The sequence below is a fragment of the Bdellovibrio sp. BCCA genome (genome assembly GCF_037996825.1).
Classification (GTDB): Bacteria; Bdellovibrionota; Bdellovibrionia; order Bdellovibrionales; family Bdellovibrionaceae; genus Bdellovibrio.
Window position 1 is genome coordinate 3,345,627 of record NZ_JBBNAC010000001.1, and the last position, 24,043, is coordinate 3,369,669.

Annotated in this window: 25 protein-coding genes; 18 read left to right on the plus strand and 7 right to left on the minus strand. The window is 43.7% G+C overall.

Annotated features, from left to right (window positions below):
* Positions 1-98: 98 nt before the first annotated feature.
* On the plus strand, positions 99-1,502 hold the full coding sequence (locus AAAA78_RS16125) for a sigma-54-dependent transcriptional regulator (protein WP_340593112.1): 1,404 nt from the start codon (positions 99-101) through the stop codon (positions 1,500-1,502).
* A gap of 38 nt (positions 1,503-1,540) precedes the next feature.
* On the opposite strand, the gene AAAA78_RS16130 is transcribed toward AAAA78_RS16125, so the two are convergent.
* Both AAAA78_RS16130 and AAAA78_RS16135 read right to left on the minus strand, forming a co-directional pair.
* Entirely contained in the window at positions 1,541-1,870 is a 330-nt protein-coding gene (locus AAAA78_RS16130) for a hypothetical protein (RefSeq protein WP_340593113.1), read from the minus strand.
* 104 nt (positions 1,871-1,974) lie between these two features.
* The gene (locus AAAA78_RS16135) at positions 1,975-2,334 is read right to left on the minus strand and encodes a BON domain-containing protein (protein WP_340593114.1); all 360 of its coding nucleotides are present in this window, start codon (positions 2,332-2,334) and stop codon (positions 1,975-1,977) included.
* Between the two features lie 236 nt (positions 2,335-2,570).
* Here AAAA78_RS16135 and AAAA78_RS16140 point away from each other — a divergent pair, with 236 nt between their 5' ends.
* The 3 genes from AAAA78_RS16140 to AAAA78_RS16150 all read left to right on the plus strand — a co-directional run bounded on the left by AAAA78_RS16140 (position 2,571) and on the right by AAAA78_RS16150 (position 3,701).
* Entirely contained in the window at positions 2,571-3,071 is a 501-nt protein-coding gene (locus AAAA78_RS16140; RefSeq protein ID WP_340593115.1) for a hypothetical protein, read from the plus strand.
* Positions 3,072-3,163: 92 nt separating this feature from the next.
* Complete coding sequence (locus AAAA78_RS16145) at positions 3,164-3,457, plus strand: hypothetical protein (RefSeq protein ID WP_340593116.1); 294 nt, start codon at positions 3,164-3,166, stop codon at positions 3,455-3,457.
* On the plus strand, positions 3,393-3,701 hold the full coding sequence (locus tag AAAA78_RS16150) for a hypothetical protein (protein WP_340593117.1): 309 nt from the start codon (positions 3,393-3,395) through the stop codon (positions 3,699-3,701). Before AAAA78_RS16145 ends, AAAA78_RS16150 begins: the two co-directional genes overlap by 65 nt.
* Positions 3,702-3,728: 27 nt before the next feature.
* On the opposite strand, the gene speB is transcribed toward AAAA78_RS16150, so the two are convergent.
* Positions 3,729-4,661 carry an agmatinase gene (gene speB / locus AAAA78_RS16155; RefSeq protein ID WP_340593119.1) on the minus strand — a complete coding sequence of 311 codons (933 nt, stop codon included), beginning with the start codon at positions 4,659-4,661 and terminating at the stop codon, positions 3,729-3,731.
* 38 nt (positions 4,662-4,699) lie between these two features.
* On the opposite strand from speB, the gene AAAA78_RS16160 reads away from it, so the two are divergent.
* Genes AAAA78_RS16160 through AAAA78_RS16170 form a run of 3 tightly spaced genes read left to right on the plus strand, consistent with a single transcriptional unit; the run spans position 4,700 to position 7,277 of the window.
* Positions 4,700-5,683, plus strand: a complete 984-nt coding sequence (locus AAAA78_RS16160) for an A/G-specific adenine glycosylase (RefSeq protein ID WP_340593120.1) — start codon at positions 4,700-4,702, stop codon at positions 5,681-5,683.
* Positions 5,680-6,702, plus strand: coding sequence for a TolB family protein (locus tag AAAA78_RS16165; RefSeq protein WP_340593121.1), 1,023 nt, complete (start codon positions 5,680-5,682; stop codon positions 6,700-6,702). The genes AAAA78_RS16160 and AAAA78_RS16165 overlap by 4 nt, the downstream gene beginning before the upstream one ends.
* Positions 6,699-7,277, plus strand: coding sequence for a hypothetical protein (locus AAAA78_RS16170; RefSeq protein WP_340593122.1), 579 nt, complete (start codon positions 6,699-6,701; stop codon positions 7,275-7,277). Before AAAA78_RS16165 ends, AAAA78_RS16170 begins: the two co-directional genes overlap by 4 nt.
* A 15-nt stretch (positions 7,278-7,292) precedes the next feature.
* Here AAAA78_RS16170 and AAAA78_RS16175 read toward each other — a convergent pair whose 3' ends face one another.
* The gene (locus AAAA78_RS16175; RefSeq protein WP_340593123.1) at positions 7,293-8,486 is read right to left on the minus strand and encodes an exo-beta-N-acetylmuramidase NamZ family protein; all 1,194 of its coding nucleotides are present in this window, start codon (positions 8,484-8,486) and stop codon (positions 7,293-7,295) included.
* An 82-nt stretch (positions 8,487-8,568) separates the two neighbouring features.
* Positions 8,569-9,552 carry a porphobilinogen synthase gene (hemB, locus tag AAAA78_RS16180; protein ID WP_340593125.1) on the minus strand — a complete coding sequence of 328 codons (984 nt, stop codon included), beginning with the start codon at positions 9,550-9,552 and terminating at the stop codon, positions 8,569-8,571.
* A 102-nt stretch (positions 9,553-9,654) separates the two neighbouring features.
* Here hemB and AAAA78_RS16185 point away from each other — a divergent pair, with 102 nt between their 5' ends.
* From AAAA78_RS16185 to hemH, 9 genes are read left to right on the plus strand one after another with little or no spacing between them, the layout of a single operon-like run.
* Positions 9,655-10,554: a hypothetical protein gene (locus AAAA78_RS16185; RefSeq protein ID WP_340593127.1), complete on the plus strand. Its 900-nt coding sequence runs from the start codon at positions 9,655-9,657 to the stop codon at positions 10,552-10,554.
* A complete protein-coding gene (gene hemC / locus AAAA78_RS16190; RefSeq protein WP_340593129.1) occupies positions 10,545-12,047 on the plus strand; it encodes a hydroxymethylbilane synthase in 1,503 nt (500 codons plus the stop codon). The genes AAAA78_RS16185 and hemC overlap by 10 nt, the downstream gene beginning before the upstream one ends.
* Positions 12,035-13,315 carry a glutamate-1-semialdehyde 2,1-aminomutase gene (hemL, locus tag AAAA78_RS16195; RefSeq protein WP_340593130.1) on the plus strand — a complete coding sequence of 427 codons (1,281 nt, stop codon included), beginning with the start codon at positions 12,035-12,037 and terminating at the stop codon, positions 13,313-13,315. The genes hemC and hemL overlap by 13 nt, the downstream gene beginning before the upstream one ends.
* 2 nt (positions 13,316-13,317) lie before the next feature.
* Positions 13,318-14,196, plus strand: a complete 879-nt coding sequence (locus tag AAAA78_RS16200) for a sensor histidine kinase (RefSeq protein WP_340593131.1) — start codon at positions 13,318-13,320, stop codon at positions 14,194-14,196.
* A complete protein-coding gene (locus AAAA78_RS16205; RefSeq protein ID WP_295903838.1) occupies positions 14,193-14,867 on the plus strand; it encodes a response regulator transcription factor in 675 nt (224 codons plus the stop codon). Before AAAA78_RS16200 ends, AAAA78_RS16205 begins: the two co-directional genes overlap by 4 nt.
* Positions 14,864-15,883 (plus strand): uroporphyrinogen decarboxylase family protein, encoded by a 1,020-nt coding sequence (locus tag AAAA78_RS16210; protein ID WP_340593133.1) that lies wholly within the window; start codon positions 14,864-14,866, stop codon positions 15,881-15,883. The genes AAAA78_RS16205 and AAAA78_RS16210 overlap by 4 nt, the downstream gene beginning before the upstream one ends.
* Positions 15,880-17,229 (plus strand): oxygen-independent coproporphyrinogen III oxidase, encoded by a 1,350-nt coding sequence (gene hemN / locus AAAA78_RS16215; RefSeq protein WP_340593134.1) that lies wholly within the window; start codon positions 15,880-15,882, stop codon positions 17,227-17,229. The genes AAAA78_RS16210 and hemN overlap by 4 nt, the downstream gene beginning before the upstream one ends.
* The gene (locus AAAA78_RS16220) at positions 17,226-18,437 is read left to right on the plus strand and encodes a protoporphyrinogen/coproporphyrinogen oxidase (protein ID WP_340593135.1); all 1,212 of its coding nucleotides are present in this window, start codon (positions 17,226-17,228) and stop codon (positions 18,435-18,437) included. The genes hemN and AAAA78_RS16220 overlap by 4 nt, the downstream gene beginning before the upstream one ends.
* A complete protein-coding gene (gene hemH / locus AAAA78_RS16225; protein ID WP_340593136.1) occupies positions 18,430-19,464 on the plus strand; it encodes a ferrochelatase in 1,035 nt (344 codons plus the stop codon). The genes AAAA78_RS16220 and hemH overlap by 8 nt, the downstream gene beginning before the upstream one ends.
* Here hemH and AAAA78_RS16230 read toward each other — a convergent pair.
* Positions 19,427-19,615 (minus strand): LrgB family protein, encoded by a 189-nt coding sequence (locus AAAA78_RS16230; protein ID WP_340593138.1) that lies wholly within the window; start codon positions 19,613-19,615, stop codon positions 19,427-19,429. The two genes, hemH and AAAA78_RS16230, sit on opposite strands and share 38 nt — an antisense overlap.
* Positions 19,616-19,658: 43 nt before the next feature.
* Positions 19,659-21,386, minus strand: coding sequence for a cytochrome c biogenesis protein DipZ (locus tag AAAA78_RS16235; protein WP_340593139.1), 1,728 nt, complete (start codon positions 21,384-21,386; stop codon positions 19,659-19,661).
* A 178-nt stretch (positions 21,387-21,564) separates the two neighbouring features.
* Here AAAA78_RS16235 and AAAA78_RS16240 point away from each other — a divergent pair, with 178 nt between their 5' ends.
* Positions 21,565-22,815 carry a hypothetical protein gene (locus tag AAAA78_RS16240; RefSeq protein ID WP_340593141.1) on the plus strand — a complete coding sequence of 417 codons (1,251 nt, stop codon included), beginning with the start codon at positions 21,565-21,567 and terminating at the stop codon, positions 22,813-22,815.
* On the plus strand, positions 22,812-24,023 hold the full coding sequence (locus tag AAAA78_RS16245) for a hypothetical protein (protein ID WP_340593143.1): 1,212 nt from the start codon (positions 22,812-22,814) through the stop codon (positions 24,021-24,023). Before AAAA78_RS16240 ends, AAAA78_RS16245 begins: the two co-directional genes overlap by 4 nt.
* The last annotated feature ends 20 nt before the right edge of the window (positions 24,024-24,043 follow it).

The window sequence follows — 24,043 nt, forward strand, 5'->3', positions numbered from 1 at the left end:
CTTACCAGGCGCGGATTTTTTGACAGTACCGTCAAAATCACACTATCCTAATTTAAGGGAACATTTTCCCCAAAGAACCCACCATGGAAGGACGGTTCATGCGCAGCCAAAGAGTTCTTATATTAGATGACGAGTCATCACTCCGCACCGCTCTGTTTAGAGTGCTCGATAGAAAAGGACTAAACGTTATCACTGCCAACAAGATCGAAGAAGCAAAGGTCTTGTGCCAAGGCGACACTCATATTGACTTAGCTATTGTTGATCTCAACCTTCCTGATGGTGACGGTATTGAGTTCATGACTTATTTAAAAGGCATGAGCCCGGCAACAGAAGTGATTATTCTGACAGGTCACGCGACAATTGAATCTGCAATTCGTGCGACTCAAAAAGGCGCTTTCCACTTTGTTACTAAGCCTTTTAATCTTGAAGAGTTGATGAGCTTGATTGAAAAAGCTCTGACTCATAAGAAGTTGCAACAAGAAAACCAGCAGCTTCGCTCAGAATTAAATAAAAAATATAAGTTCGACCAAATCATCGGAAATAGCGATCAAATCCAAGGCGTTTTGCGTTTGATTGAACGCGTGGCGGATTCCGACTCCACTGTCCTTGTCACAGGTGAATCAGGAACTGGAAAAGAATTGATCGCTCGCGCGATTCACTACAATTCTCCTCGTGCAACGGGTCCTTTTATTCCGATCAACTGCGGTGCGATTCCTTCGGAACTTCTTGAGAGTGAACTTTTCGGTCACATGAAAGGTGCTTTCACTGGAGCCATTGCCAATCGCGTAGGTCGTTTTGAAATGGCCGATGGCGGAACGATCTTCCTTGATGAGATCGGTGACCTTGAACCTTCTTTACAAGTTAAACTTCTTCGTGCTTTGCAAGAGCGTAGTTTTGAACCGGTAGGTTCGACAAAAACTGTGTCTGTGAATGTGCGCGTGATTGCAGCGACAAACATCAACTTGGAAGAGGCTGTTGAAAACGGCAACTTCCGCGAAGACTTATTCTATCGTTTGAACGTCATTCCGTTGGCGGTTCCGGCTCTTCGCGAGCGTAAATCAGATATTCCTTTGTTACTTACACACTTTATGGATGTGTTTAATAAAACCAAAGGTCGCGGTTTGAGTGGAATCACTCCGGATGCCTTGGAATCTTTGGTGAATTATCCATGGCCTGGAAATATCCGTGAACTTGAAAACTTGGTCGAGCGCATGACGATTCTTAAAGGCCAAGGTCACATTGATATTTCAGATCTTCCGATAAAATACAAATCGGGCAAAATGACTTCTTCGGAGGTCGGCGGTCTTGAAATTCCGGATAACGGGATGGACTTTAACTCGGCTGTTGATGCTTACGAAAATGCGTTGATCTTGAAGGCTTTGGAAAAAACCGGATGGAATCGCAACCAAGCAGCGGCATTGTTAAGACTCAACCGCACAACACTGGTGGAGAAGATCAAAAAGAAAGGTCTCACTCCTCCAAACGAAATTACTCCAACATAAAAAAACAAAACCCGCTTTCAAGAGCGGGTTTTTTGTTTCTATTTTTTGCAGTTCTGAAGTTCATCATTCACAAAATCTAAACGCAGTGCCGCGACCATCAGAATTTCGCGCCCCTTCATCTCAGATACAGAGGCGAAACCTTTGACGGTTGTTCCTTCGAATGGAGAGTTGGGATCATTGGGATTCTGGCGGAAGAATCGAGTGATCTCGACATACGGCAGTTCAACGCCTCCAGAAAATGATTTCGTATCGATTTTGATAATTCTATTTGGAACTCCGGGAGCCGTTATACAACTGTACACGCCATCGCGGTAAGCAAATGCCGATGAAACAGATAGCGTCGCCAACAAGCCCAAGAATAATCTCATAAGTCCTCCGATTTTAAATAGACTTATCTCATTCTTAGTTTGATTTGTTGTCACTCAATGATTCAGCCTATGTCATATTCGGGCTCGCCTCGCGATCATGAAACTCATTCTCTGACCGAAGTTTTATCATCGACACGATGAACACCATCAATGGCCATCACTTTTCTTTTCAAGGCGTCACTTTCTTCCGGAGATTGTACAAATCCTTGAATAGAAGCGCGACCACCTCTTACACGGATATTAACGTTTCTGGCTTCGTCAGAAAAACCAGTGTCTCGGTCCAAACTTCGACGGGCCGTCGCTTGCAAGTCTCGATCGGAGTGGTAGGTCGTTGCGGGTTGGCGATGATAGTTTTTGTACGTAGGTCTCACGGTCGTGGTTTGAGGTTTTGGAGAGTCTCCCATGGCGTGCGCAAAGCTCCCAACAAAAACAAAAATGAGAGTTGTTACAAGTTGTCTTTTCATAAATTCCCCCAGTTTCTGATGTCGTCATGCCTCTATCATAGACCCTTGCTCTTTTGCGGGAAGACCAGTCACGGAAATTCATAAAAACTGTGCTCCATAGCACTTGTCGAAAAGCCCGCTCTCTTTCGAGAAAGTCACACTACCAGAGTTCGGACATGAGCTTCGCTGAAGTTTCGTTTTAAAGGACATCACTTAGGCGAGACGCTTGCATTTGGACATTCCTCATGGAGTTTTCTATGAAAAATGTTTTTATTTTTTTGGTGGTTCTTGGTTTTTCGCAATTTAGTTTTGCTAAGTTAAAACCTTTTAACTTTCCCTCTTCACTAGGAAGTCTGCGCAACGAGTGTCTTCACATTGAAGAACAGTATCCCGAGTTTGCGTGTCTCAAGTTTGAGTTCTATCAAAGTTCCCCAGACGCTTTGCAAGCGGACTTCGATGAGCTCATTGACACGAATGACTACAACCTGCGCACTTCCAATTGGTCCGAGCTTATGACCATGTTGATGACTTCGATGGATGCACAGATCTATCGCTACCAAAATCCCCGCGATATTGAGATTCTCCTTCGCACAAAAGCCAAGAATCAGTGGGAACTTTTAAGACTTAAAGACGGTCTTCGCGATTTTTGGGTTGATCCCCACACCTATTGGTATCCAAGTGTGGACGCCATCAGCTTTATCGCCATCAACAAAAAGACTTCGCAAATCCTCGTAATTTCCCACGGTGAAAGAAACTAAGTTATTGGATTTTATATGCAATCACCTTACGAAATAAGTCAGCTTGACTATTTGTGCGGAATACCGCACAATCAAAAACCAAGGAAGAGTTTATGAGTTATCAACTCCTCCTAACACCAGAATTTCAAAGCTGGTTTGAGAAATTGGATCCCAAAACTCAATTGATCATCACCTCCCGATTAGAACGGCTTCAAATCGAGGGACATTGGGGATTCGTAAATCGCTTCGATAACTTAATTGAACTAAAATGGACATCAGGAATCAGAGTTTATACTTCTTTAAAGCAAAACAATATTCTCGTTCTTTTAGGAGGAAATAAAAATGGCCAAAGCAAAGACATTAAAAAAGCCCAAAAGCTCCTCGCCAAATACATTGAAGAAGTTTAATCCTAATGAAAGACTTCTTCTTAATAAAAAACTTGTGGCTGAAGTTTTGGTTGATGCTCTTATCCAGAATGACATCGAAACTTTTAGAGATGTCTTGATCTCCCATTTGCGAGCTCTACCAAAAACAGAACTAGCAAAAAAGACGGGATTAGGCCGTAGGACTCTTTATGATTTGATGGAAAACGAGAAGTTTGACCCTCGTCTTTCTACCTTAAGCGCGCTTCTTAGTAAAATTGCCGCATAAAAAAGGAGAGATTGCTCTCTCCTTTTTTTATTTTTTCTTGAATAAGTGAAGCATTTCAAAGAGCGCATCCATACCAGCAAGTGCCGTGATGTCAGCGTGATCGAATGGTGGGGAAATTTCTACGACGTCTCCACCCACTAAGTTTGGAATTTGAAAGGCGCGGAAAATTCTTTGCACTTCATAAGTTGTAAGGCCGCCGGGAACTGGAGTTCCAGTGCCTGGAGCACAGCTTGGATCTAAGTTGTCGATGTCATAGCTGATGTATGTTGGTGTATCGTCAAACTTTGGAAGCGTTTTTAAAAACTCTGTGATCGGCTGATTGCGAATCTCGTCGACCGTGATCACACGAATGCCGTGTTTGTTCACGAAATCCAAATCGTCTCCGCCAGCTAAAGGACCGCGAATTCCGATTTGCACCATTTTCTTTGGATCAACCAAACCCTCTTCCACCGCATGACGGGCAAACGCGCCGTGATGGTATTCTTGCCCCCAAGCCGCTGGATATGTATCCAAGTGCGCATCGAAATGAACGAAGGCTAAAGGCTTTCCATATTTTTTGCGAAGGGCGCGAAGCACTGGCAATGTCGTTGAGTGGTCGCCACCGACGGCGAGGAATCTTTTATTGTGACTTAAAACCTCACCCACAAACTTTTCGATGCGTTCGTAAGTTTGGCGTTGATCGATTGGCACTGTCGGGCAGTCGCCGATGTCGGCTACTTTGAGTTTTTCAAAGAAGTTTTCCATGCGAGTCATATGAAAACCACGACCTAGACTTGAAACGTCGCGCACTTTGGCTGGAGCAAAACGCCCTCCGGGACGATAGGAAACTCCTCCATCGTAAGGGATTCCGAAAATGCCGACCTCGTAGTCTGCGTCTATTGCAACGTAAGGCAATCTGAAGAAAGTTTTAATCGCAGAAAATCGGGGAAATTCGCGTCCGCTGAGTGGTTTGTATTCCATATTGACTCCTCAATTATCTGAAGACTACATTACCGCGAATGACTGTAAAATACGACTACAAACTCGACCACAAACAACTTACGCAATGGTACAAAAAGAACAACCGCGCTTTGCCATGGCGTGAAAGCAAGGACCCTTATCGTATTTGGCTTTCCGAAGTAATGCTGCAACAAACCACAGTCGTTGCGGTCATTCCTTATTTCGAAAAATTTCTTAAGAAGTTTCCGACAGTCCAAGATTTGGCAAAAGCTCCAGAGAGCGAAGTTTTAGAAGCTTGGGCCGGTCTTGGTTATTACTCTCGCGCGCGCAATCTGCATAAAGCAGCTAAGGCCTTGGCAGAAAATGGATTTCCACAAACAGCCGCCGAACTTTTAGAGCTTCCTGGATTTGGTCCTTACACATCTCGCGCAGTTGCCAGCATTGCCTTCGGTGAAAAGGTCGGCGTTTTAGATGGCAACGTGATCCGCGTGCTGTCCCGCCGTTACGGATTGAAATTAGAATGGTGGAACAACAAAGGCCGAGAGCAACTGCAAACGATCTCTGATGACTTGGCAGCCTTGGGGCAATCGGATGTTGTCAATCAAGGGTTGATGGAGCTTGGAGCAACGGTTTGTACTCCACAAAAGGTGACTTGCATGTTGTGTCCTTGGGCTGCGACATGTGTTTCGCGCGAAAAGAATTTGGTAGAAAAATTGCCATTGAAAAAACCGCGCAAAGAAAGCGAAGTCTGGGTCTGGAAGCCCCTTGTCGCGATCAAAGACCGTAAAGTCGCTCTTGTTAAGAATGACTACGCGCCCTTTTTGAAAGGGCAGATGATTTTTCCTGGCGAAATCGCGATGGAAAAAAACAAGCCCAAAGCCTATGATGCCAAACACAACATCACACATCATGATATCTTTATTCAGATCTCTCAGCGAAAATCAGTAGCTGGAAAAAATATTGAATGGGTGGATTTGAAGGAGCTTAAGAAGGTCAATCCTTCTTCGTTGCTTCAAAAGGTATTGCACAAGGTTGAAATATGAAGTGGATGAGTACGGTAGTTGCGGCGTTGTTGTTATGTGTGGGATGCACTCACCTTAGTATCACAAAAGACGTTCTGACTCCCGACTATCTTCTTGCCAAAGGTTCTAAGCAAATCACATTTTTAGGTGACAACGATCATCCCCGTTTTTCTGACGACGGCTTAAGACTTCTTTATACGAGCCGCAGTCGTGCCACTCACAAAGGTGCGCAGATTTATGAAATGGATCTGCTTAAAAACAAAGAGCGTCGCGTGACGTTCTCTGATGGCGATGCATTTGATGCGATCTATATGAGTGATGCAGAAATTCTTTATGCATCGACCACGGACGAAATCAAAGAAAGTCCTTTGCTCAATAAAAGTTTCAATAAAGATTATCCCCCGTCGGATCTTTACATGAGTGATCTGTACGGCAACGACATCCTTCGTATCACGCAACAGCCGGGATACGATGGCGAGCCATTGTTTATTACTCACCCGACAAAGCCGTTTATTCTTTTGACATCTCGTCGCGGAGATCTTTTAGGAATTTATCGCATTGACCTCAAACACCTTCCCGTTAGTTTGATTTCGGCAGCAAAAGAAAAAGAAAAACGTTTTCCAACCATGACGCCTGATCGCACGCAAATTGCCTGGGTTGAGAAAGATTTAAAAACTGAGGAGCAAAGCCTTGTCCTCTTTAAACTTAAAGGGAAAATTCCTTTTGTTTTAAAAAAGGGTGAAGGGGTTTACCGCGATCTTTTCTTCGCTCCCCGTGCGCCGCAAAGGCTTTTTTATAGTATTCTCCGCAAGGGCGAAAAGCAGTACCAGATTGAAGTTTATGATACCGAGAAGCAATGCACTCAGGTCGTTTTTAAGGGCAATGACTCTTTGTTTTCCCCTGTGGTCACAAATGAATCTACGGAACGTCTAGCCTTTGTACGTTTATTTCAGGATAAGAAACAAATTTACATAGTGAATTTGCCGACCGATTTAGGCCCTTGCCTGGAGACCCCGGCTCAAGCTACTCTTAAAGAGTGAAAAGCTTTTTAGGAATCCTTTTAAGTTTACCTTTAATCAGTCTGGCGGCCCCTTATCCGGCCACCAGTTCTTCGGCGCTCACGGCTCCCGAAAAAGGTCTTTATTTCCTACACAAAGGATTCACTTTAAAAACGGAAGGCACGAACTGGGTTCCGGTTCCTGGTTCTGAACAAAGCCTTCTTGATACCGTTCGCTTTTCTTCCAAAGACAATCCCAAAGATGGAAGCTTGAGCATTCGCACGGATAAAGTGGCAAAGACCGCGTCCCTGGATCTTTACACTCGCAAGTGGATGCGCGATTACCCGAACTATGGCTTTGAGGTGATTTCTGCCAAGAATTTTACTTTGAACGGAAGTCCGGCGTTAGTTGTCGATATGCTTTCACGCTCTAAGAACAAACAAATCCGCCAAGTGATTTTAAAAAATGAAGACCGCGTGGCCATCATGACTTGTTTGGATGATAAAGCGAATTTCAATAAGGCTTTGCAGAACTGCAATCAGATTATGAAGTCTTTCTCTTGGAATACTTTAGAAGTTCCAGAGCAAAAAACAACGCCAGCTCCGACAAAACAGTAGCTGGCGTTTTCTTAATTAATACAAAAGATATTTCTTACGTTCTTTCGCCCAAGATTTTTCGCCTTTAGCTAAAGCCGCATCCAAATCTTTCGGTGTGGCTTTCGGATTTTCAATCCAGTCTTTCAATGCAGGGCCGCCGTTGATCACGTCAAAAGCCAAACGGTCACGCACGTACTCATAAGCAAAATCGCGATAGATCGGATACTTGGGATGCATTTCACGGATCACTTTGAGCATCAATGCTGTTAAACGAAATGGCTTAAACTGATCGTGCTTATAACTTTTTGCATCCGTGTGAAATTGGAATCCGTGACAAAGTTTACCGACGTGTTTGTGGAAAGTCGGTTCAAAGTAACACTCACGCAAAGTCACACCTTTGTGCCATTGCGGAGCTTTCTTTTTCATGCGCAAAAGAACTTCAGCAAAATCGATATCGGAAGCTCCGATCATTTCTAAAGCTCTTGTTGTCCCGCGTGCTTCAGACAATGTTGTACCTTCAATCAAAACCGTGCCTGAATACGCTCTTGCCATATTGAGTGATGCTGCATTCGGAGACGGGTTCACCCAGGGACGCTTTGTATCCCAGCCGAAGCCAGGGCCTTTCTCCGGTGAATAGCCCTTCATCTTCACAACCTGCAAATCCAGATTCATCGTGTAGAAGTCTTTAAAATAAAGTGCGAGTTCGCCGACAGTCAGACCGTGGCGCATAGGAATCGGAGCCGCGCCCACAAAGGATTCCCAGCCGGGAAGCATTTTAAAACCTTCAATCGGACGACCCGCTGGATTCGGACGATCCAAGACGATCACGCTTTTTCCAAGCTTCGCACATTCTTCCATCACATAAAGCAAAGTCGTGATGAAGGTGTAAATACGGCAGCCCAAATCTTGAAGATCAAAAAGGAGCACATCAAAATGCTCCATCATTTCGGCCGTTGGACGACGAACCTCACCATAGAGACTAAAAATTGGAATCTTAAGAACAGGATCAACGAAGTCCGGGCTCTCGATCATGTTGTCTTGCTTATCCCCACGCACCCCATGCTGAGGACCGAATGCGCAAGAAAGTTTTATTTTCTTCGAAAGAAGGTCCAAGCTGTGTTGAAGATTCTCGTCAACACTCGCGGGATGGCAAACAAGTCCGACTCTTTTCCCTTTGAGAGACTTGAGCATTTTGGGATTGGAAAGCAAAACTTCTACACCGAGCTTCATACAATTTCCTTGTTATCAGAAAATTGTAAACACACCCGATGGGCAGAGCAACGCAAAACACACCCAAAAGTCCAGGGGGCTCTTAAGTATTCTTACGAAGCCATTCTGCCATTGGCAAAGCGAAGTATGTGAAAATGATATCGGCACCCGCTCTGCGGATCGAGTACAAAGTTTCAACCATCGCACGTGTTTCGTCGATGATTCCAGCTTTGGCTCCGGCTTTGATCAGGCCATACTCACCGCTCACATTGTAAGCAGCAACTGGCAAATGCGTGTGAGACTTCACAAGGCTGATAATATCAAGATAGCTCAACGCTGGTTTCACCATCACCATATCAGCACCCTCGAGTTCATCGAGTTCCACCTCGCGAAGAGCTTCGCGGGCATTGCGGAAATCCATTTGATAAGTTTTTTTATCACCGAATTTTGGGGCTGAATCCAAGGCTTCACGGAATGGACCGTAAAAGCTAGAAGCATATTTTGCAGAATAAGAAAGAATGCCCGTGTCCGTAAAACCTTCGCTATCAAGCGCATCACGAATCGCACCCACACGGCCATCCATCATGTCAGACGGTGATACGATATCAGCGCCTGCTTTTGCATGAACCACAGACATCTTCGCTAAAATTTCGACTGTTTCGTCATTAAGAATTTTGCCGTTTTTCACAACGCCGTCGTGACCATCAGAGGAATAAGGATCCAAAGCGACATCGGAAATCAATGTTACATCAGGAAATTTATCGCGGATCATTTTGAGAGTCGTTGGCAAAAGACCGTTAGGATTCAGTGACTCTTTTCCATACGGATCTTTGAGTGTTTCAGAAAGTGCCGGAAACAGATCGAACGTTTTTACACCAAGGTCCACAGCTTTTTGCACTTCCTGTAATAAAATGTCAGGACTCATGCGGAAGATGCCTGGCATAGAGTTGATGGCTTGGCGTTCGCTCTTTCCTTCACAAAGGAACAGAGGTAAAACGAGCTGAGAAACCCTTAAATCGGTCTCTGCCACCATTTGGCGCAAAGCTTCTGTTTTACGATTACGTCTCGGTCTTTGAGTGAGCTTCATATTACCTCCACCCTCTGCCTACTTTTGGGGCACATCTTTTACAGGGTCGAATGACATTTCCGTGACACTTTATTGAAAGTTTAGTGATAAACCTATCTCTACATGGAAGATATACTTCTCGTTCACAGAAAATCCAATAGAAACTTCTCGGAGTCTCTTCAAGATGCAGCGATCTGGCAAACATGTTTGCGCAAGATTCTTTTTTGCACTGAAGTGGAGCTCAATACATATACGGATTTTTTGGAGGCCGACGATCAAATACTTCGCGGTGAAAAAGCATTGAGTCTTCTTTTGGAAATCTTATGCGGACTTCACTCGCCGATCGTGGGTGAAACGGAAGTGTTCGGTCAATTTAGAAATTTCGTCGAATCTCGCAAACAACTTCAAGACATACTTTTTGGTGACCACCAAAAATGGTTGAACTTCATCATGGCTGAAGTGAAAAAGACTCGTTCCGAACATTTGGTGGGTTTAGGCTCGCAAAGTTATGGCAGTCTTTTACGCAAATACAGCAAAGATCTTGAAACTGTAACTCTGTGTGGTTCAGGACAATTGGCGCAAGAAATTCTTCCTTGGCTTGCTCATAAAAAATCAATGCAAGTGATCTGCCGTAATCCTGCAAAAATGCAAAGCTTTGCAGAGAAGTACAATAATCTAGCTGTTACGACTTACAATGAATCTTATGTTCATGGCGAGGCGATGGTGATTGCCGCTCCGTTAACTGACGCCCGCATTGTGGAATTGGTGAACAAACAAGACACTCGTCCTTTGATCATCTTCGACCTTCGCGGAGAAGAAAATGAATTGCCGGTTTTGGCTGCAAAACAATTCTCTCACGTCAAAGTTATGGGCCTTCATCAGTTCTTTGCAGAAATTGAAGAAACAAAAAAGGATACGCAGGTAAAGATCGAAGCTTTGAAAGCCGATCTTTTAGAAAAAGCCGTGGCCTTTACGCAAAGAACGGAGCTTCGTCCTCTTGGTTGGGACGATATATGCGCTTAAAAATCTCCGCTCGTAAGAGCGATCTGGCGCGCCTTCAGGCTTTTATGGTCGGAGACGCACTTAAAAAAAAACATCCTGGTTTGGAAATTGAATACCGCTTCAAGGAATCTTTGGGTGATAAAAACCTGACCGACCCTCTTTGGAAAATCCCTGAAAAAGGTGTTTTCACCGAAGACTTTTATGGTGAACTGATCCGTGGCGAAACTGACATGGTTGTACACTCATGGAAAGATCTACCAACAGAGCATAAAGACGACACCATGATCGCAGCGACTTTACCTCGTGCCGATCAACGCGATCTTTTGCTTCTTAAGAAATCTCATTTCGAACAAATTAAAAATTCTCGCGCGCTTCGAGTTTACAGCTCTTCTCCGCGTCGCGAATACAATCTGACGGATTTCTTTAAAAGCCACCTGCCTTTTTCTTTAGAGTCGGTGAAGTTTGAAAGTGTGCGCGGAAATATTCCAACACGCGTGCGTAAACTTTTGGAAGATCCGAACATCGATGGTTTGATCGTGGCAAAAGCGGCTTTGGACCGTTTGCTCACGGCAACTCAAGATGAATTCAAAGAAGTTCAAGGACTTCTGCGTTCTTACTTACAAAACCTCACGTGGGCTGTTTTGCCTTTGAGTATTAATCCCAATGCAGCGGCTCAAGGCGCCTTGGCAGTTGAAATTTTGTCCACTCGCAAAGATTTGCATGACATCTTAAAAACGATTCATGATGAAAGCACTTTCCGTTGCGCTATCAAAGAGCGCGAAATTCTTTCAAGTTTCGGCGGTGGCTGCCATCAAAAAATCGGTGTCGCAGTTTTGGATCGTCCTTATGGCGAGATCACTTTGCTTAAAGGTCTTACTGATCAAGGCAAAGTTCTTGATACCCGCTCGTTGACGGCAAATCCTCCCCAATTTTCTGAAAATGAAATGTGGTCTGGGGACGTGAAAGCCCAACGTGTGCCACTGAATGTTGCGCCTTTGGACTCAAAAATCAATGCCTTGTACGTAGCCCGCAGTGAAGCTTGGCCTGAGAGCTTGAAATCTCCTGGATTTGTTTGGACCGCAGGGCTTAAAACGTGGAAAAACCTCGCTCAAAAAGGTATATGGGTCCATGGATCTGCAGAGAGCTTGGGAGAGCAAGAAGAGGCTCGTATTGAAATTCTTGCGGGAGCAAAATTGCAATGGGCTAAACTTTCGCACGAAGAAGGTTATGAATCTAACGTAGAAACTTTGCCTTTGATTGCGACTTACTCTTTGAAATCCACAGGGAACTTAGGTTCTTTCACGGGCAAAGAAAGCTTCTTCTGGAGCAGCGGCAGTCAATTCCTGCAAGCTGTACAAGAAGCTCCTGAAATTATAAATAAACACCACGCCAGCGGGCCGGGAAATACTCACAAAGTAATTCGCGCTTATCTGGAAAAGAAAAATGCTTTTGATCCTTCACGAGTAAGAATTTTCTTGGATCAAGATGACTGGAGACAGCAATGCAAAAAATAACTTCTGAAGAATTATTCCAACGCGCCTTGAAAGTAGCTCCCGGTGGAGTTCACTCCCCTGTTCGTTCTTTCAAAGGACTTGATCGCGCTCCAGTTTTCTTTAAAAAAGCCGAAGGCGCATTTTTGACTTCTGTTGAAGATAAAAAATATATCGACTTCTGCCAAAGCTTTGGACCATTGATTCTGGGACACCTTGATCCGGAAGTGAAAGAAGAAGTTCATCGCATGGTCGACACAGCTTGGACTTTCGGTGCGACAGAAATTTACTCTTTGGAACTTGCAGAGTGGATCACATCGACTTTGCCGTTCATGGAAAAATTGCGTTTCGTATCTTCTGGAACAGAAGCCGTAATGAGCGCTTTGCGTGTCGCTCGCGCAGCAACAGGTCGTACAAAAATTTTGAAATTTGAAGGCTGTTATCACGGTCACGTTGATAATCTTTTAGTTAAGGCCGGAAGCGGTCTTGCTGGAACGGCAGCGTCTTCAAGTGCGGGAATTCCTGCAGAAGTTGCAGCTCATACTGTTGTGACTCCACTAGATGATGAAGCTCGCCTTGAAGAAGTATTCCAAGTTCAAGGAAAAGACATTGCGGCTGTGATCATTGAACCACTTCCTGCAAACTATGGTCTTTTGGTTCAACGTCCTGAATTCTTAAAACGTGTTGCTGAACTTTGCGAAAAAAATGGCAGCTTGCTAATTTTCGATGAAGTGATCTCGGGTTTCCGCGTGGGCCTTCAAGGCATGGTGGAAAAAACGGGAATTCGCCCGGATCTAGTGACTTACGGAAAAATCATCGGTGGCGGTTTTCCTGTAGGATGCTACGGCGGTAAAGCGGAATTGATGAACATGGTGGCTCCGAGTGGAGACGTTTACCAAGCCGGTACTTTGAGTGCGAATCCCATCGGTATGCGTGCGGGCCTGACAACTCTTAAGAAAATGCAGCGCCTAGATGGCTGGAATGTTCTTGAGAAAAGAACTCAAAAGTTTGCTGAGACTTTGCGTGCGGGCTTTGCGAAAAAAGGTGTGCCTTTGGAAGTCAGTGCCGTAGCGTCTTTGTTCTGGATTCATGGTCCAACAAAATCTCCGATTCGTTCGATTGACCAAATTCCTGGAAATCAGGGCGCGACATTCAAAGGTCTTTTCTTAAAAGCCTTGGATAAGGGCGTTTACCTAGCACCGAATGCTTACGAAGTAGGTTTTGTCTCTATGGCTCACACGGATGAACTTTTAGAACAAGCCGCGCACACTATTATTGAGTCTGCGGAGTAAGAATGACGAAGTCCTTCCTCAAACCTCATGTGAAAACAGCATTGGCGATCGTTTGGTTCGCCTTTACGTTTTCACTTGTGGCTTGGTGGTGGGTGTTCTTCCTTTTGCGTCTGAATCCCACAGAAGAATCGAGCCTGGAGCAATTGCAAAAATCCCATCGCATGTTTGCTTGGGAAGGATCGATCTTGCTCGGAGCAATTTTGATTGGCGGAATTGCGCTCGTGATCTTTACTTATCGCGATCAAAAGCGCCATCAACGTCTGCGTTTTTTCTTTTCGACATTCAGTCATGATATTAAAACGTCCATCGCTCGTCTTCGCTTGCAAGCCGAAGTTTTAGAAGAAGACCTGCATGGAAATACAAACCCCGTGATGAAGCGTTTGATTCACGACATCCAACGCTTGGATCTTCAGCTCGAAAACTCTTTGCTCTTGGCAAACCTTGAGGCTGGCGAACTTTTAAAAGAAGAAATCTCGTTAAGCGATTTGCTGTCAAGCCTTCGTATTGAATTTTCTGAATTAACTTTAGAACTTGAAAAGAACGCTGTGATCTATGGTGATCGCAGGGCTCTTTTGAGTGTTCTAAAAAATCTCCTTCAAAATGCCGTGATTCACGGAAAAGCCACCACCGTCCGTATTAAAGTGCGCGACTTGGGTGGCGGCCGCATTGAACTGCAAATTCAAGACGACGGCTTAGGTTTTAAAGGTCCTCTAGAAAAACTGGGTTTAGAGATTCTTAAATCTCAGGACTCTCGCAGCAATGGCATTGGTTTGTTGATCACCCGACGTCTTCTGCAAAAAATGAATGGCGACGTTATTTTTGAATCCAAAGACAACGAAGGATTTAGATCCCTTGTTGAGTTGGAGGGTCATTTGAAATGAGAAAAATCCTTCTTGTCGAAGATGATACGTCCCTTGGCGAAACCCTGACAGAGAGACTCAAAAAAGAATATGACGTCGCTTGGGGAAAGACCTTGGCTGAAGCCTGGACTTTGTTTTCAAAATCCAAGGACTTTGATTTGATTATTCTTGATGTGGGTCTTCCTGACGGAACAGGCTTTGAGCTTGCCGCGAAGATTAAACAAATCTCTCCCGTTTTATTTTTATTTCTCACGGCGCAAGCCGATGCAGAGTCTCGCTTGCAGGGATTCGAATTGGGTGCCGAAGAGTACATTCCTAAGCCGTTTCATTTAAAAGAGCTTTTAATTCGTGTGAAACACGTCTTAGATGCCCATGCACCGGCTCGTGAAATTGAACTTGAAAATTGCACAGTCAGCTTCACGAATATGTCCGTGCAAAAAAAATCAGGGCAGATCGAATATCCTCCCGTGACGGATATGAAGATCCTGCAACTTCTAATTGAAAAATCCCCTCGCGTTTTAAGTCGTGATGAAATCATGAATGAGATCTGGGGTGTTGATAAAAATCCAAGCCATAGAACGATTGATAATATTATTGTGCGCCTACGCCAGCTTCTTGGTGATGACGGAGAAAAACACATTCGCTCCGTTCGCGGCGTCGGCTACCAGTGGTCCACAGAGGAGAATTCATGAATACATTGTTTAAAAACGCTCAACAAAGAACCCCTCAAGCTGTTCCGCCGATCTGGTTTATGCGTCAAGCAGGCCGCTATCATAAACACTATCAAGGCTTGCGCTCTCAGCATTCATTTATGGATCTTTGCAAAAAGCCGGAACTCGCGGCGCAAGTGGCGCTGGGACCCGTGGCTGAATTTGACTTCGACGTTTCTATTTTGTTCAGCGACATCCTTTTTCCGCTGGAAGCTTTGGGCATGGGGTTGGATTATACAGATCACGGTCCTCAATTGGGATTTAAGTTAAATCCTGAAACAATCAACACATTAGGACCTGTTGATAAAGCTGTTGAGTTCATGGGTTTTCAAAAAGAAGCGATGAAAGCGACTCGTGCCGTTTTACCTTCAAACAAAAGTTTGATCGGTTTTGTCGGCGGTCCTTGGACTTTGTTCGTTTATGCGGTTGAAGGCTCGCACGCGGGCTCTTTGATTCAGTCAAAAACTTTGATTCATCTATTCCCTAAATTCCTAGAGAAGATGTATCCGCTTCTTAAAGAAAACATCCGTCTGCAATTCGAAGGTGGCGCAGAAACGGTTATGGTTTTTGATACGGCTGCGGGAGAAGTCTCTCCACTATTCTTCCAAGAGTGGATTCAACCTGTTCTTGCACGTATTGCTCAAGATTATCCGGGTAAAATCGGTTACTACTCTAAAGGCACTCAGCCTGTGTTCTTTAATAAAGCCTTCACGGAACTTCCTTGGGCGGGGCAGGGGTTTGACCACCGTTGCTGGATGCCGGACTCTTTCAAGGTTCAAAACAAAGGTTTCGTTCAAGGAAACTTCGATCAAAGTTTGTTATTTATGGATGACAGTGATTTCAAAAAAGCTTTGCAAACGTTTCTTGCTCCGATGAAGGCTCTGAGTCTTCAAGAAAGAGCGGGTTGGGTTTGTGGTTTGGGTCACGGCGTTCTGCCTAAAACTCCAGAAAAGAATGTGAAACTTTTCGTGGAGACTGTCCGTAAGGAGCTCGCATGATGAAAGATCTTTTAGCAAAATATGATGTTCCCGCTCCCCGTTATACATCTTATCCAACGGTTCCTTATTGGGAAGTAAACCCGACAAGTGATCAATGGGTTCAGCATCTCAGAGCGACTCTTCAAGAAAAGCCAGGTGGCTGGTCGCTTTATTTGCACATTCCGTTCTGTGAATCACTTTGCACATTCTGTGGCTGCAACAACATCATCACTAAAGATCACAAAAGGGAAACTCCCTATGTCGATTTGATTCTAAAAGAATGGCAGCTTTATATTGAGCAAGTGCCTGAACTTTTGCAAAAACCGTTAAAGCACATTCACCTCGGCGGAGGAACTCCAACGTTCTTATCAGCGGAGTCTCTAGTGCAACTCCTTCGTCCTATCATGTCGCGTGTTAAAGTCGACCTTAATGATTTTGAAGGTTCTATCGAAGTCGATCCTCGCCGTACGAATCCACAACAATTAAAGGCTCTTCGTGAGCTGGGCTTCACGCGTGTGAGCATGGGCGTTCAAGATTTCAACCCTGAAGTGCAAAGACTTGTGAACCGCATTCAGCCTTTTGATATCACTGCGAACCTCACAAAGGCCGCGCGTGATATGGGCTATACTTCGGTAAACTTCGATTTGATCTATGGCCTTGCAAAACAAACTCCTGAATCAATCCGTGAAACAGCAAAAGCCACCGTGCAACTTCGCCCGGACCGCATTGCCCTTTACAGTTTTGCTTTGGTTCCTTGGATTAAACCGGCACAAAGACTTTTTAAAGATGAAGATCTTCCGAAGTCAGCTGAGAAGCGAGAGCTTTATGAGATCGCTCGCGGCGTTTTGCTTGAGGCGGGATATGTTGAGGTCGGTATGGATCACTTTGCTCTGCCAACAGACAACTTGTGTGTAGCCATGAATGAAAAGCGTTTGCATCGTAATTTTATGGGCTACACGGATCAACGCACCGATGTTCTTTTGGGTTTGGGTGTTTCTTCCATTTCTGAAACTCCTTATAGCTTTCATCAAAATGAAAAAGTGTTGCCTTTGTATGAAGCTGCCCTCAATGAAGGTCGTCTTCCAACACTGCGTGGACACGTTTTAACGGCAGAAGATCAAGTTCGTCGTGATCAAATTTTAAAATTGATGACCGAGTTCGAAGTAGAATTCACTGACGAGACTCAAGAGAAACAATCTGAAGAGTTTTTAGCAGAAATGATCAAAGACTCCTTGGTTGAGGTCCGTGAACACAAATTGGTTGTGAAAGAAGCAGGTCGCCCTTTCTTACGAAATGCCTGTGTGTTTTTTGATGAGCGCTTAAAGTCCAAACAACCTCAGACAAAAATCTTCTCACAATCTATATGAAAAAAGTCAGCGTGATTGGCGCTGGCTTTGCCGGGCTCACCGTAGCTCTCAGGCTTGCGCAAAAAGGTTTTGAAGTCGATCTCTATGAAAGCTCTTCACGCGTGGGAGGGCTTTTAGGTACGGACGTCACCGATTACGGCATCGCAGAGCGTGCCGCCAATGCTTTGATTTGCACAGAAAAAGCAGTGGGCCTTTTCAATGAACTAGGCATAACGCCGGTCACTCCTTTGCAAACTTCGAAAAAAAGATTTCTTTTTCGCGAGACTCCTCGCGCTTGGCCACTGAGTTTTGTCGAAACTCTGGGATTTTTGGGCCGTCTTCTCCCCAAGGCTCTGGGCGGAAAAAAGAACTTAAAACCCCGTGAGAATGAAACTTTACAGACATGGGGAGTGCGCAATATCGGGCCTCACGCTACTCAATATATTCTAGGTCCCGCCATGCAGGGAATTTACGGCAATGAAATTTCAGGCCTTAGCGCGGGTTTAATTTTAGGTCCTATCTTTTCAAAAAAGAAAAAAGACAAATACAAAGGTCTTCTGACAGGACCGTACGGCATGCAAGATCTAGTGGATCATCTGTCGATAAAACTCCAAGAACTTCACGTCAATATCCATTTAAATTCTGTCGTAGATCCAAAAACTCTCCCTGGACCTATTGTTGTCGCTACTTCAGCTCAGGCGGCGGCAAATCTTTTAAAAGCTTCGCATCCTGTTATATCAGAACTTTTAAAGCGCATTCGTATGTCATCTTTGATGAGTGCCACATTGTTCTTCAGCAAACCTCAGACTTCTTATCAAGGTTTTGGCTGTTTGATTCCTCGTGGATATGGCTTAAAATCCTTGGGAGTTCTTATGAACTCTTATATTTTTAAAGGCCGTGATAAAACGTATAACGAGACATGGATTTTAGGTGGCGTGACAGAAGAGGCGCTTCTTGATCTTTCTGATTCAGAAATTTTGAAACTGATCGCGGAGGAACGTCATCGTATCCTCGGTCAAAAGGAAAGCCTTCTTGATTATCGCATCAACCGTTGGAAAAATGCTTTGCCTTATTACGATCTACAGCTAGAAGAAACTTTGAGAGAATTAAACCGTGAAGCTCCAAAAGATTTGTACTTGCACGGAAATTATCTTGGAGGCATTGGCTTAAGTAAAATACTTGAGCGCAGTGACATGCTCGCAGAGGAGATTGCGAATCAACATGGCTAAAAAAGGTGTCTTGCTTTTAAATATTGGAAGTCCTAAGTCCTACGAAATCAAAGACGTAAAAAAATACCTTAATACGTTTTTGATGGATAAAGACGTGATTAATTTGCCATTCGTTTTTCGTTGGCCTTTGGTTCACCTTTTGATTGTTCCTCGCCGCGCTCCTTTTTCCGCAGAAAACTACAAAAAAGTTTGGCTTCAAGGCGAAGGTTCTCCTCTTACCGTCTACACCCAGAAATTTGCCAACCGACTTCAAAAGGATCTTGGCAGTGATTATCTCGTAAAAGTCGGCATGCGCTATGCGGAACCTGGAATTGAAAAAGCTTTGCGTGAATTTGAAGAGTCTGGAGTTGAAACAATTATCCTGGCTCCTCTTTTTCCTCAATATGCAGAAGCTACGACAGAATCTTCTTTAAAAGAAGTGGATCGTCTCGCAGGCCGTTTAGGAATTGATATTCCCACAGAAAGCCTGCCTCCGTTCTTCGATGAAAAAGCATTTATTGATCCCACTGTGCGCATCATTCAAGAAACATTGGGCGACGAAAAACCGGATCATTATCTTTTCTCTTTCCACGGACTTCCTGAAAGTCACATCCGCAAAGTGCCCGGGTGTTTACGCAGCGAAGATTGCTGTTTTGAGGAAAATGCCTGCGCGAAGAATTGTTATCGCGCTCAATGTTTTGAATCCGCAACACAGATCGCAGAATCTTTAGGACTTCTTGACAGTCACTGGAGCGTTTCTTTCCAATCCCGATTAGGTCGTGGTGAATGGTTAAAGCCAGCAACGGACCACTCTTTAGAAATCCTTGCGCAAACAGGAAAGAAAAAAGTGGCAGTGATTTGCCCTTCGTTTGTCGCTGATTGTATCGAAACCTTGGAAGAAATTGGAATTGGCGGTCAAGAAACGTTTAAAGAACACGGTGGTCAGGAGTATCGCCTGATTCCGTGTTTGAATGATGATAAAGAATGGACATCGAAGTTCGCTGGCTTGATTAGGGAATTAAAAATAGTAACAGCGGAATCAAGATAGCCGTCATCAAGCCATTGAGCGCCATGGCAAGCCCCGCGAAGGCTCCAGCCATTTCATTGATTTGAAATGCACGGAAAGTTCCAAGGCCGTGAGCTGCAAGTCCCATGGAGAATCCTTTAACAAGCGGATCTTTTACTTTTACAAGTTTCATTACAAATGAGAAGCGCCAAAATCATGATGGCAAAGACTAACACTTATCCGAACGTAAATGCAAAAGCTTCCACATCAGGATCCAAGAATTCAATTTCGAAAGTGTGATCACGAATGTCGCCTACCTCTTTCTGGCGAATCAGTTGATACAAACGATTCTCTTTGACGACACCCTGACCTTTTTCATCTGCATCCATTCCGTGATCTGCACCAGGCGCCTGCCCATCAATAGTAACACGAAAACGAACCGAGGAACCCGCTTTATGGGGACCTAAAACCAAATGCAAATCGCGCGCGTGAAAACGGTAAATTATTTTTCCACCCGCTTTTGTCAATGTGGCACTTTCATTGGAAATACTCCAACGACCAGATAACGTCCACTCGTTGAGCTCCAGATTTTTGACGGCGACATAATTCTCTTCGCGGTCCGGCTTTAATATCGGTGTTAAACGTAGGTTTTCTGCACGAGCATAACCAATGTAAGTCTCTGGAGATTTTACGTCATTCATTTGCGGAGCCGCTTGCGCCCCCTTCGCTTCGACCTTCACGACATCCGAAGATACGGCAAGGGGCCCGCCCTCCTTAAGAAGATCTTGGATGACCATTTCGGATTCTTCATATTGTCCTTCACCAAAGTGATGATGACGAAGACGGCCCTGTCGATCCAGGAAATAGTGAGCTGGCCAGTAATGGTTATCAAATGAATTCCATATACGATAGTCGTTGTCCATTGCCACAGGATATTTAATTTCAAGTTCTCTTACGGCTTTTGCAACGTTGTCAGGATCTTTCTCGAAAGCAAATTCGGGAGTGTGCACGCCAATAACCACAAGACCTTGATCTTTGTATTTCTCTGCCCAAGCTTTTACATAGGGTAGAGCCCGTAGGCAGTTGATACATGAATAAGTCCAGAAATCCACAAGCACGACTTTGCCTTTTAAAGCTTCAAAGGAAAGAGCCGGAGAATTAAGCCATTGCGTAGCTCCTGCCAAACTGATTGGAAGCGCATTCATGGTTTCTAAATCTGATTTCGTCGTCTCGCTACGTTGCGAATTTTCACCGCGGAAAATTTGAATGAGCTTGTTTTCGATGTCTTCCGTTTGAACTTTGGAAATCCTAGTAAGAACTGTGCGATCAAGACCAAAAGTAATCGTTAAAACTCCAAGGAGTACCGCGATACCTAGCGCGATTTTTATTTCCCGCTCTGCTTTCAAAGATTTTTTCAATGTTCCTAAAAACTTTCCACCAGCGACAAGTGCCAGCATCAGCGATGTGGCGGCTCCTAAGGCATAAGCTAAAAGAAACCAAATGGCACTTTGCGTACTTCCTCGAGAAGCCGCTCCGGTTAAAATCAATCCTAAGATGGGTCCTGCACAAGGAGCCCACAGAAGACCTGTCGCAACTCCTAACAAGAGAGATTTGGAAAAACTTGCTTGGGATTTTGAGCTCTCGCTGAGTTTTGAACCCCACCGTGTGAACGGTTCAAAGAACCTATCGAAAAACTGTGGAAAGATCAGTGACAAACCAAAGACTGTGAGAAGAACAATGGCAATCCACCGTCCCCAATTGTTGGCTTGAACAATCCATGCTCCGCCAAGAACCGCCAAACTTGAGAAGACCGCAAAAGTCAGAGCCATTCCCAACAGAAGAGGCAATCCACTTTTTCGAAAAGGTTGATCTGCTTTCGCAAAAACAAACGGAATCACCGGAAGAATGCAGGGACTTAAAATCGTTAGAACTCCCCCAATATACGACAGCACTAAGAGCCACATGATCGTCTCCTCTGCACGAGTCTGTTCTAAGACTACAACTTTCAATTATCCCCGAAAAGTTGTTAAAAACCACAGCATTGCCTAATGACGGATTTGGTAAGCTGTCATTTCTGTAGACACCAACCTTGCCTTCTTTTGCAGCCTAACTAGCGGCATACCTTGCATATTTACGTACTTGATGAACCTATCTCAGGCATTTCTCATTTTGAGACAATTGATTCTTACGGCTCTGATCGTAGCTGTAGGGGCTTGTTCGTTCAAAAAGGATCCGGAGAAAAATCAACGTCCACTGATCCTTATTCAAGAGAAAGAAGTAACTAAGAAGAAACTTACTCTTGAAGAAATTATTTCTCAAGAAAACGAAGAAAAAGCGCTTAAAGAGCTTTCAGAAATAAGGTTTGCGAAAATCAATGACATCAAAACAACGGATGGCTCACTGCTTGATACAGCCATCAAATTCGATAAAAAGAATATTCTTAATTATTTGCTTATTCAGGGGCACAGTCCATTCATCATGACTGAAACCACTTACAATAAACTTTCATACTCCGACGAACTAAATAAAATTATCGGAGATGCTCAAAGAGATCGATTTATTGGAATCTTGCGCAACTATTCTTCCGAAGAGGAGAACACCAAGTTCAAAAACTCGGTTACCAGTAATAGACTCGGGTTTATTGGTTGCCAGAATTTTATCAATTTTCTCATGAATCTAAAATATTCTCACCCGGAAAAAGGGAACCCTGGTTACTACTATGAAGTTTTAAAATCTATTCACAATGAAGAGATGATCAAAACCGTACTGAAAGAGACTGAGTGCTCCAGTCTCAGTAATAAATTTTCATCGGAAAAGTTGTCTGAGTGGCTTGCGAATGAAATTTTAGACCAGTTTAGAAGTAACTTTTCGTCGTCAGAATTTTTTGAATTTATTAGCTCTCTTGGGCCCGCAAAAGCCTTATCTATAAATCTTGCCAATAACAATAGAATACCGGGTCCCGCATTAGTTAAAATCGACCCTATGTTACTTTTAATGATAAAAAAATCCTGCTTTGATAATGAAGAGTTATTTTTAAAATGGATTTCTTTGATAAAAAAACATGTAGACAGGGGAGACGCTACTTATTCATTTAGGTATGTATTTCCAGACGAATTGTCTGAGAATGAAAAAGCCAATTCATGTGAAGGTGATCCCGAGTATTGTAGCTCATTTCATGAAAATGCTAACAATATGACTTATGCTTACGGGCTTCTTTTCAAGGCTCAGCACTACGATGATATTTTATATAGTAGTATTTGGACTAATTTGTCCGAGGAACCGTTAACAGAAGAGGCTGCTAAAATAAAAAAAGAGGTATGCAAATCTTTAAATGAAAAGAGTCAAACTGAGAGTAAAAATTCTCCCGAAGATTCTGAGGGGGACGGCCTATGAAATTGATATCTATTCTCCTTCTTGTGATACTATTCAACCTAGCCGGATGTTCATTTTCCAAAGATAAGTCGCCTGCACCTTTGATGCGGACATCTCAAGAGTCGAAGAAAACTCTTTCCGAAACTCAAAAAAACATCCTGACCGCAATAAAAATTAATAATCTCAATAAACTCAAAGCAGTTCTCGATTCAGCGCAGCCCCAGGATTTCATTTTCCCGAAGGAAGGCTCAACTCCTATGGGATTGGCTTTGCAAATTGATAGAAAAGAGTTTGTAGAGCTGCTCGTTAGCTCTAACGTAGATCCTACGAATTTAGGTGATCAACAGGAAATTTTTAACTCAGTAGTCTACTTAACACAGATCCAAAAAATTTATACATCACTGAATTTAACTGAACGGGTCAAAGAAAATAGCGAGACAATGAACGCTTCCCAGACACTCCTTTTCGAAAAGTATTTGACGATATTATCTAATGTAACTGCATTAATTGAAAAAAATGATTTCGTAAGCGCCGTAGCCGCTTATCAAAAGACTCCAATAAACTGTGAATTTATGGAGGCTCAATCCATACTTCTATACATGCAAAACGGACATAAGGATTTCGCTCAAATCGAAAAGTTTCTTTCCAAAATAGATTGTAAATCAAGTTTAAAGAAGTCCGAGATAGAAGAAATCTATCACGTGGAACTTACAAGACAGTTCCAACGTTTTTTTTCCGACGGTTCCCTACTTTCCTATATAACTCGACATCCGTCTCTTACAAGTCTTTTATGGAATATAGACAACTCTGGTTTTTGGGTTTCTCCAAACCTGTTATTCAGGATTGCCTTCGACGAAGAGAATCGTTATCTCACAAAAAAAAGCAGCTCCGATTTTTGTGAGCCTCCATTCGGACCCGACTTCGAAGGTTGTTACCTAGAAGAAGAAATGAAAACTTATGCCTTTTTTAAGAATAACAATATTTTGCTTCCCGACTACGAGCTTATTCATACAAAAAATGGTTCCATCGTGACAACTTATTCATTTTTCCGTCGCCAAGTTGTCAATTCACAAGATGATTTTTATGAAAAAGTAAGCTACTTCCTGCATGGAAAAAAAGTTTACTACGACATCGAAGATCCGAACGAACGTGGAACTTACATTCAAGGCACAGTAGAAAAACCATGGCAGATAGGTTTCCAAGAAATGGATGACGATGTCGTCGATTGATGACCTGACAACGTACAGTC

Excerpts from the sequence above, each read along its gene's own strand:
- AAAA78_RS16135 (WP_340593114.1), bottom strand. The coding sequence starts at position 2,334 with ATGAAAAGACAACTTGTAACAACTCTCATTTTTGTTTTTGTTGGGAGC.
- hemL (WP_340593130.1), top strand. The coding sequence starts at position 12,035 with ATGCAAAAAATAACTTCTGAAGAATTATTCCAACGCGCCTTGAAAGTA.
- AAAA78_RS16205 (WP_295903838.1), top strand. The coding sequence starts at position 14,193 with ATGAGAAAAATCCTTCTTGTCGAAGATGATACGTCCCTTGGCGAAACC.
- AAAA78_RS16230 (WP_340593138.1), bottom strand. The coding sequence starts at position 19,615 with ATGAAACTTGTAAAAGTAAAAGATCCGCTTGTTAAAGGATTCTCCATG.
- AAAA78_RS16210 (WP_340593133.1), top strand. The coding sequence starts at position 14,864 with ATGAATACATTGTTTAAAAACGCTCAACAAAGAACCCCTCAAGCTGTT.
- AAAA78_RS16175 (WP_340593123.1), bottom strand. The coding sequence starts at position 8,486 with ATGAAGCTCGGTGTAGAAGTTTTGCTTTCCAATCCCAAAATGCTCAAG.
- AAAA78_RS16165 (WP_340593121.1), top strand. The coding sequence starts at position 5,680 with ATGAAGTGGATGAGTACGGTAGTTGCGGCGTTGTTGTTATGTGTGGGA.
- AAAA78_RS16150 (WP_340593117.1), top strand. The coding sequence starts at position 3,393 with ATGGCCAAAGCAAAGACATTAAAAAAGCCCAAAAGCTCCTCGCCAAAT.
- AAAA78_RS16140 (WP_340593115.1), top strand. The coding sequence starts at position 2,571 with ATGAAAAATGTTTTTATTTTTTTGGTGGTTCTTGGTTTTTCGCAATTT.
- hemN (WP_340593134.1), top strand. The coding sequence starts at position 15,880 with ATGATGAAAGATCTTTTAGCAAAATATGATGTTCCCGCTCCCCGTTAT.
- AAAA78_RS16200 (WP_340593131.1), top strand. The coding sequence starts at position 13,318 with ATGACGAAGTCCTTCCTCAAACCTCATGTGAAAACAGCATTGGCGATC.
- AAAA78_RS16235 (WP_340593139.1), bottom strand. The coding sequence starts at position 21,386 with ATGTGGCTCTTAGTGCTGTCGTATATTGGGGGAGTTCTAACGATTTTA.
- AAAA78_RS16125 (WP_340593112.1), top strand. The coding sequence starts at position 99 with ATGCGCAGCCAAAGAGTTCTTATATTAGATGACGAGTCATCACTCCGC.
- hemC (WP_340593129.1), top strand. The coding sequence starts at position 10,545 with ATGCGCTTAAAAATCTCCGCTCGTAAGAGCGATCTGGCGCGCCTTCAG.
- AAAA78_RS16220 (WP_340593135.1), top strand. The coding sequence starts at position 17,226 with ATGAAAAAAGTCAGCGTGATTGGCGCTGGCTTTGCCGGGCTCACCGTA.
- AAAA78_RS16130 (WP_340593113.1), bottom strand. The coding sequence starts at position 1,870 with ATGAGATTATTCTTGGGCTTGTTGGCGACGCTATCTGTTTCATCGGCA.
- AAAA78_RS16185 (WP_340593127.1), top strand. The coding sequence starts at position 9,655 with ATGGAAGATATACTTCTCGTTCACAGAAAATCCAATAGAAACTTCTCG.
- AAAA78_RS16145 (WP_340593116.1), top strand. The coding sequence starts at position 3,164 with ATGAGTTATCAACTCCTCCTAACACCAGAATTTCAAAGCTGGTTTGAG.
- AAAA78_RS16245 (WP_340593143.1), top strand. The coding sequence starts at position 22,812 with ATGAAATTGATATCTATTCTCCTTCTTGTGATACTATTCAACCTAGCC.
- speB (WP_340593119.1), bottom strand. The coding sequence starts at position 4,661 with ATGGAATACAAACCACTCAGCGGACGCGAATTTCCCCGATTTTCTGCG.
- AAAA78_RS16240 (WP_340593141.1), top strand. The coding sequence starts at position 21,565 with ATGAACCTATCTCAGGCATTTCTCATTTTGAGACAATTGATTCTTACG.
- hemH (WP_340593136.1), top strand. The coding sequence starts at position 18,430 with ATGGCTAAAAAAGGTGTCTTGCTTTTAAATATTGGAAGTCCTAAGTCC.
- AAAA78_RS16160 (WP_340593120.1), top strand. The coding sequence starts at position 4,700 with ATGACTGTAAAATACGACTACAAACTCGACCACAAACAACTTACGCAA.
- hemB (WP_340593125.1), bottom strand. The coding sequence starts at position 9,552 with ATGAAGCTCACTCAAAGACCGAGACGTAATCGTAAAACAGAAGCTTTG.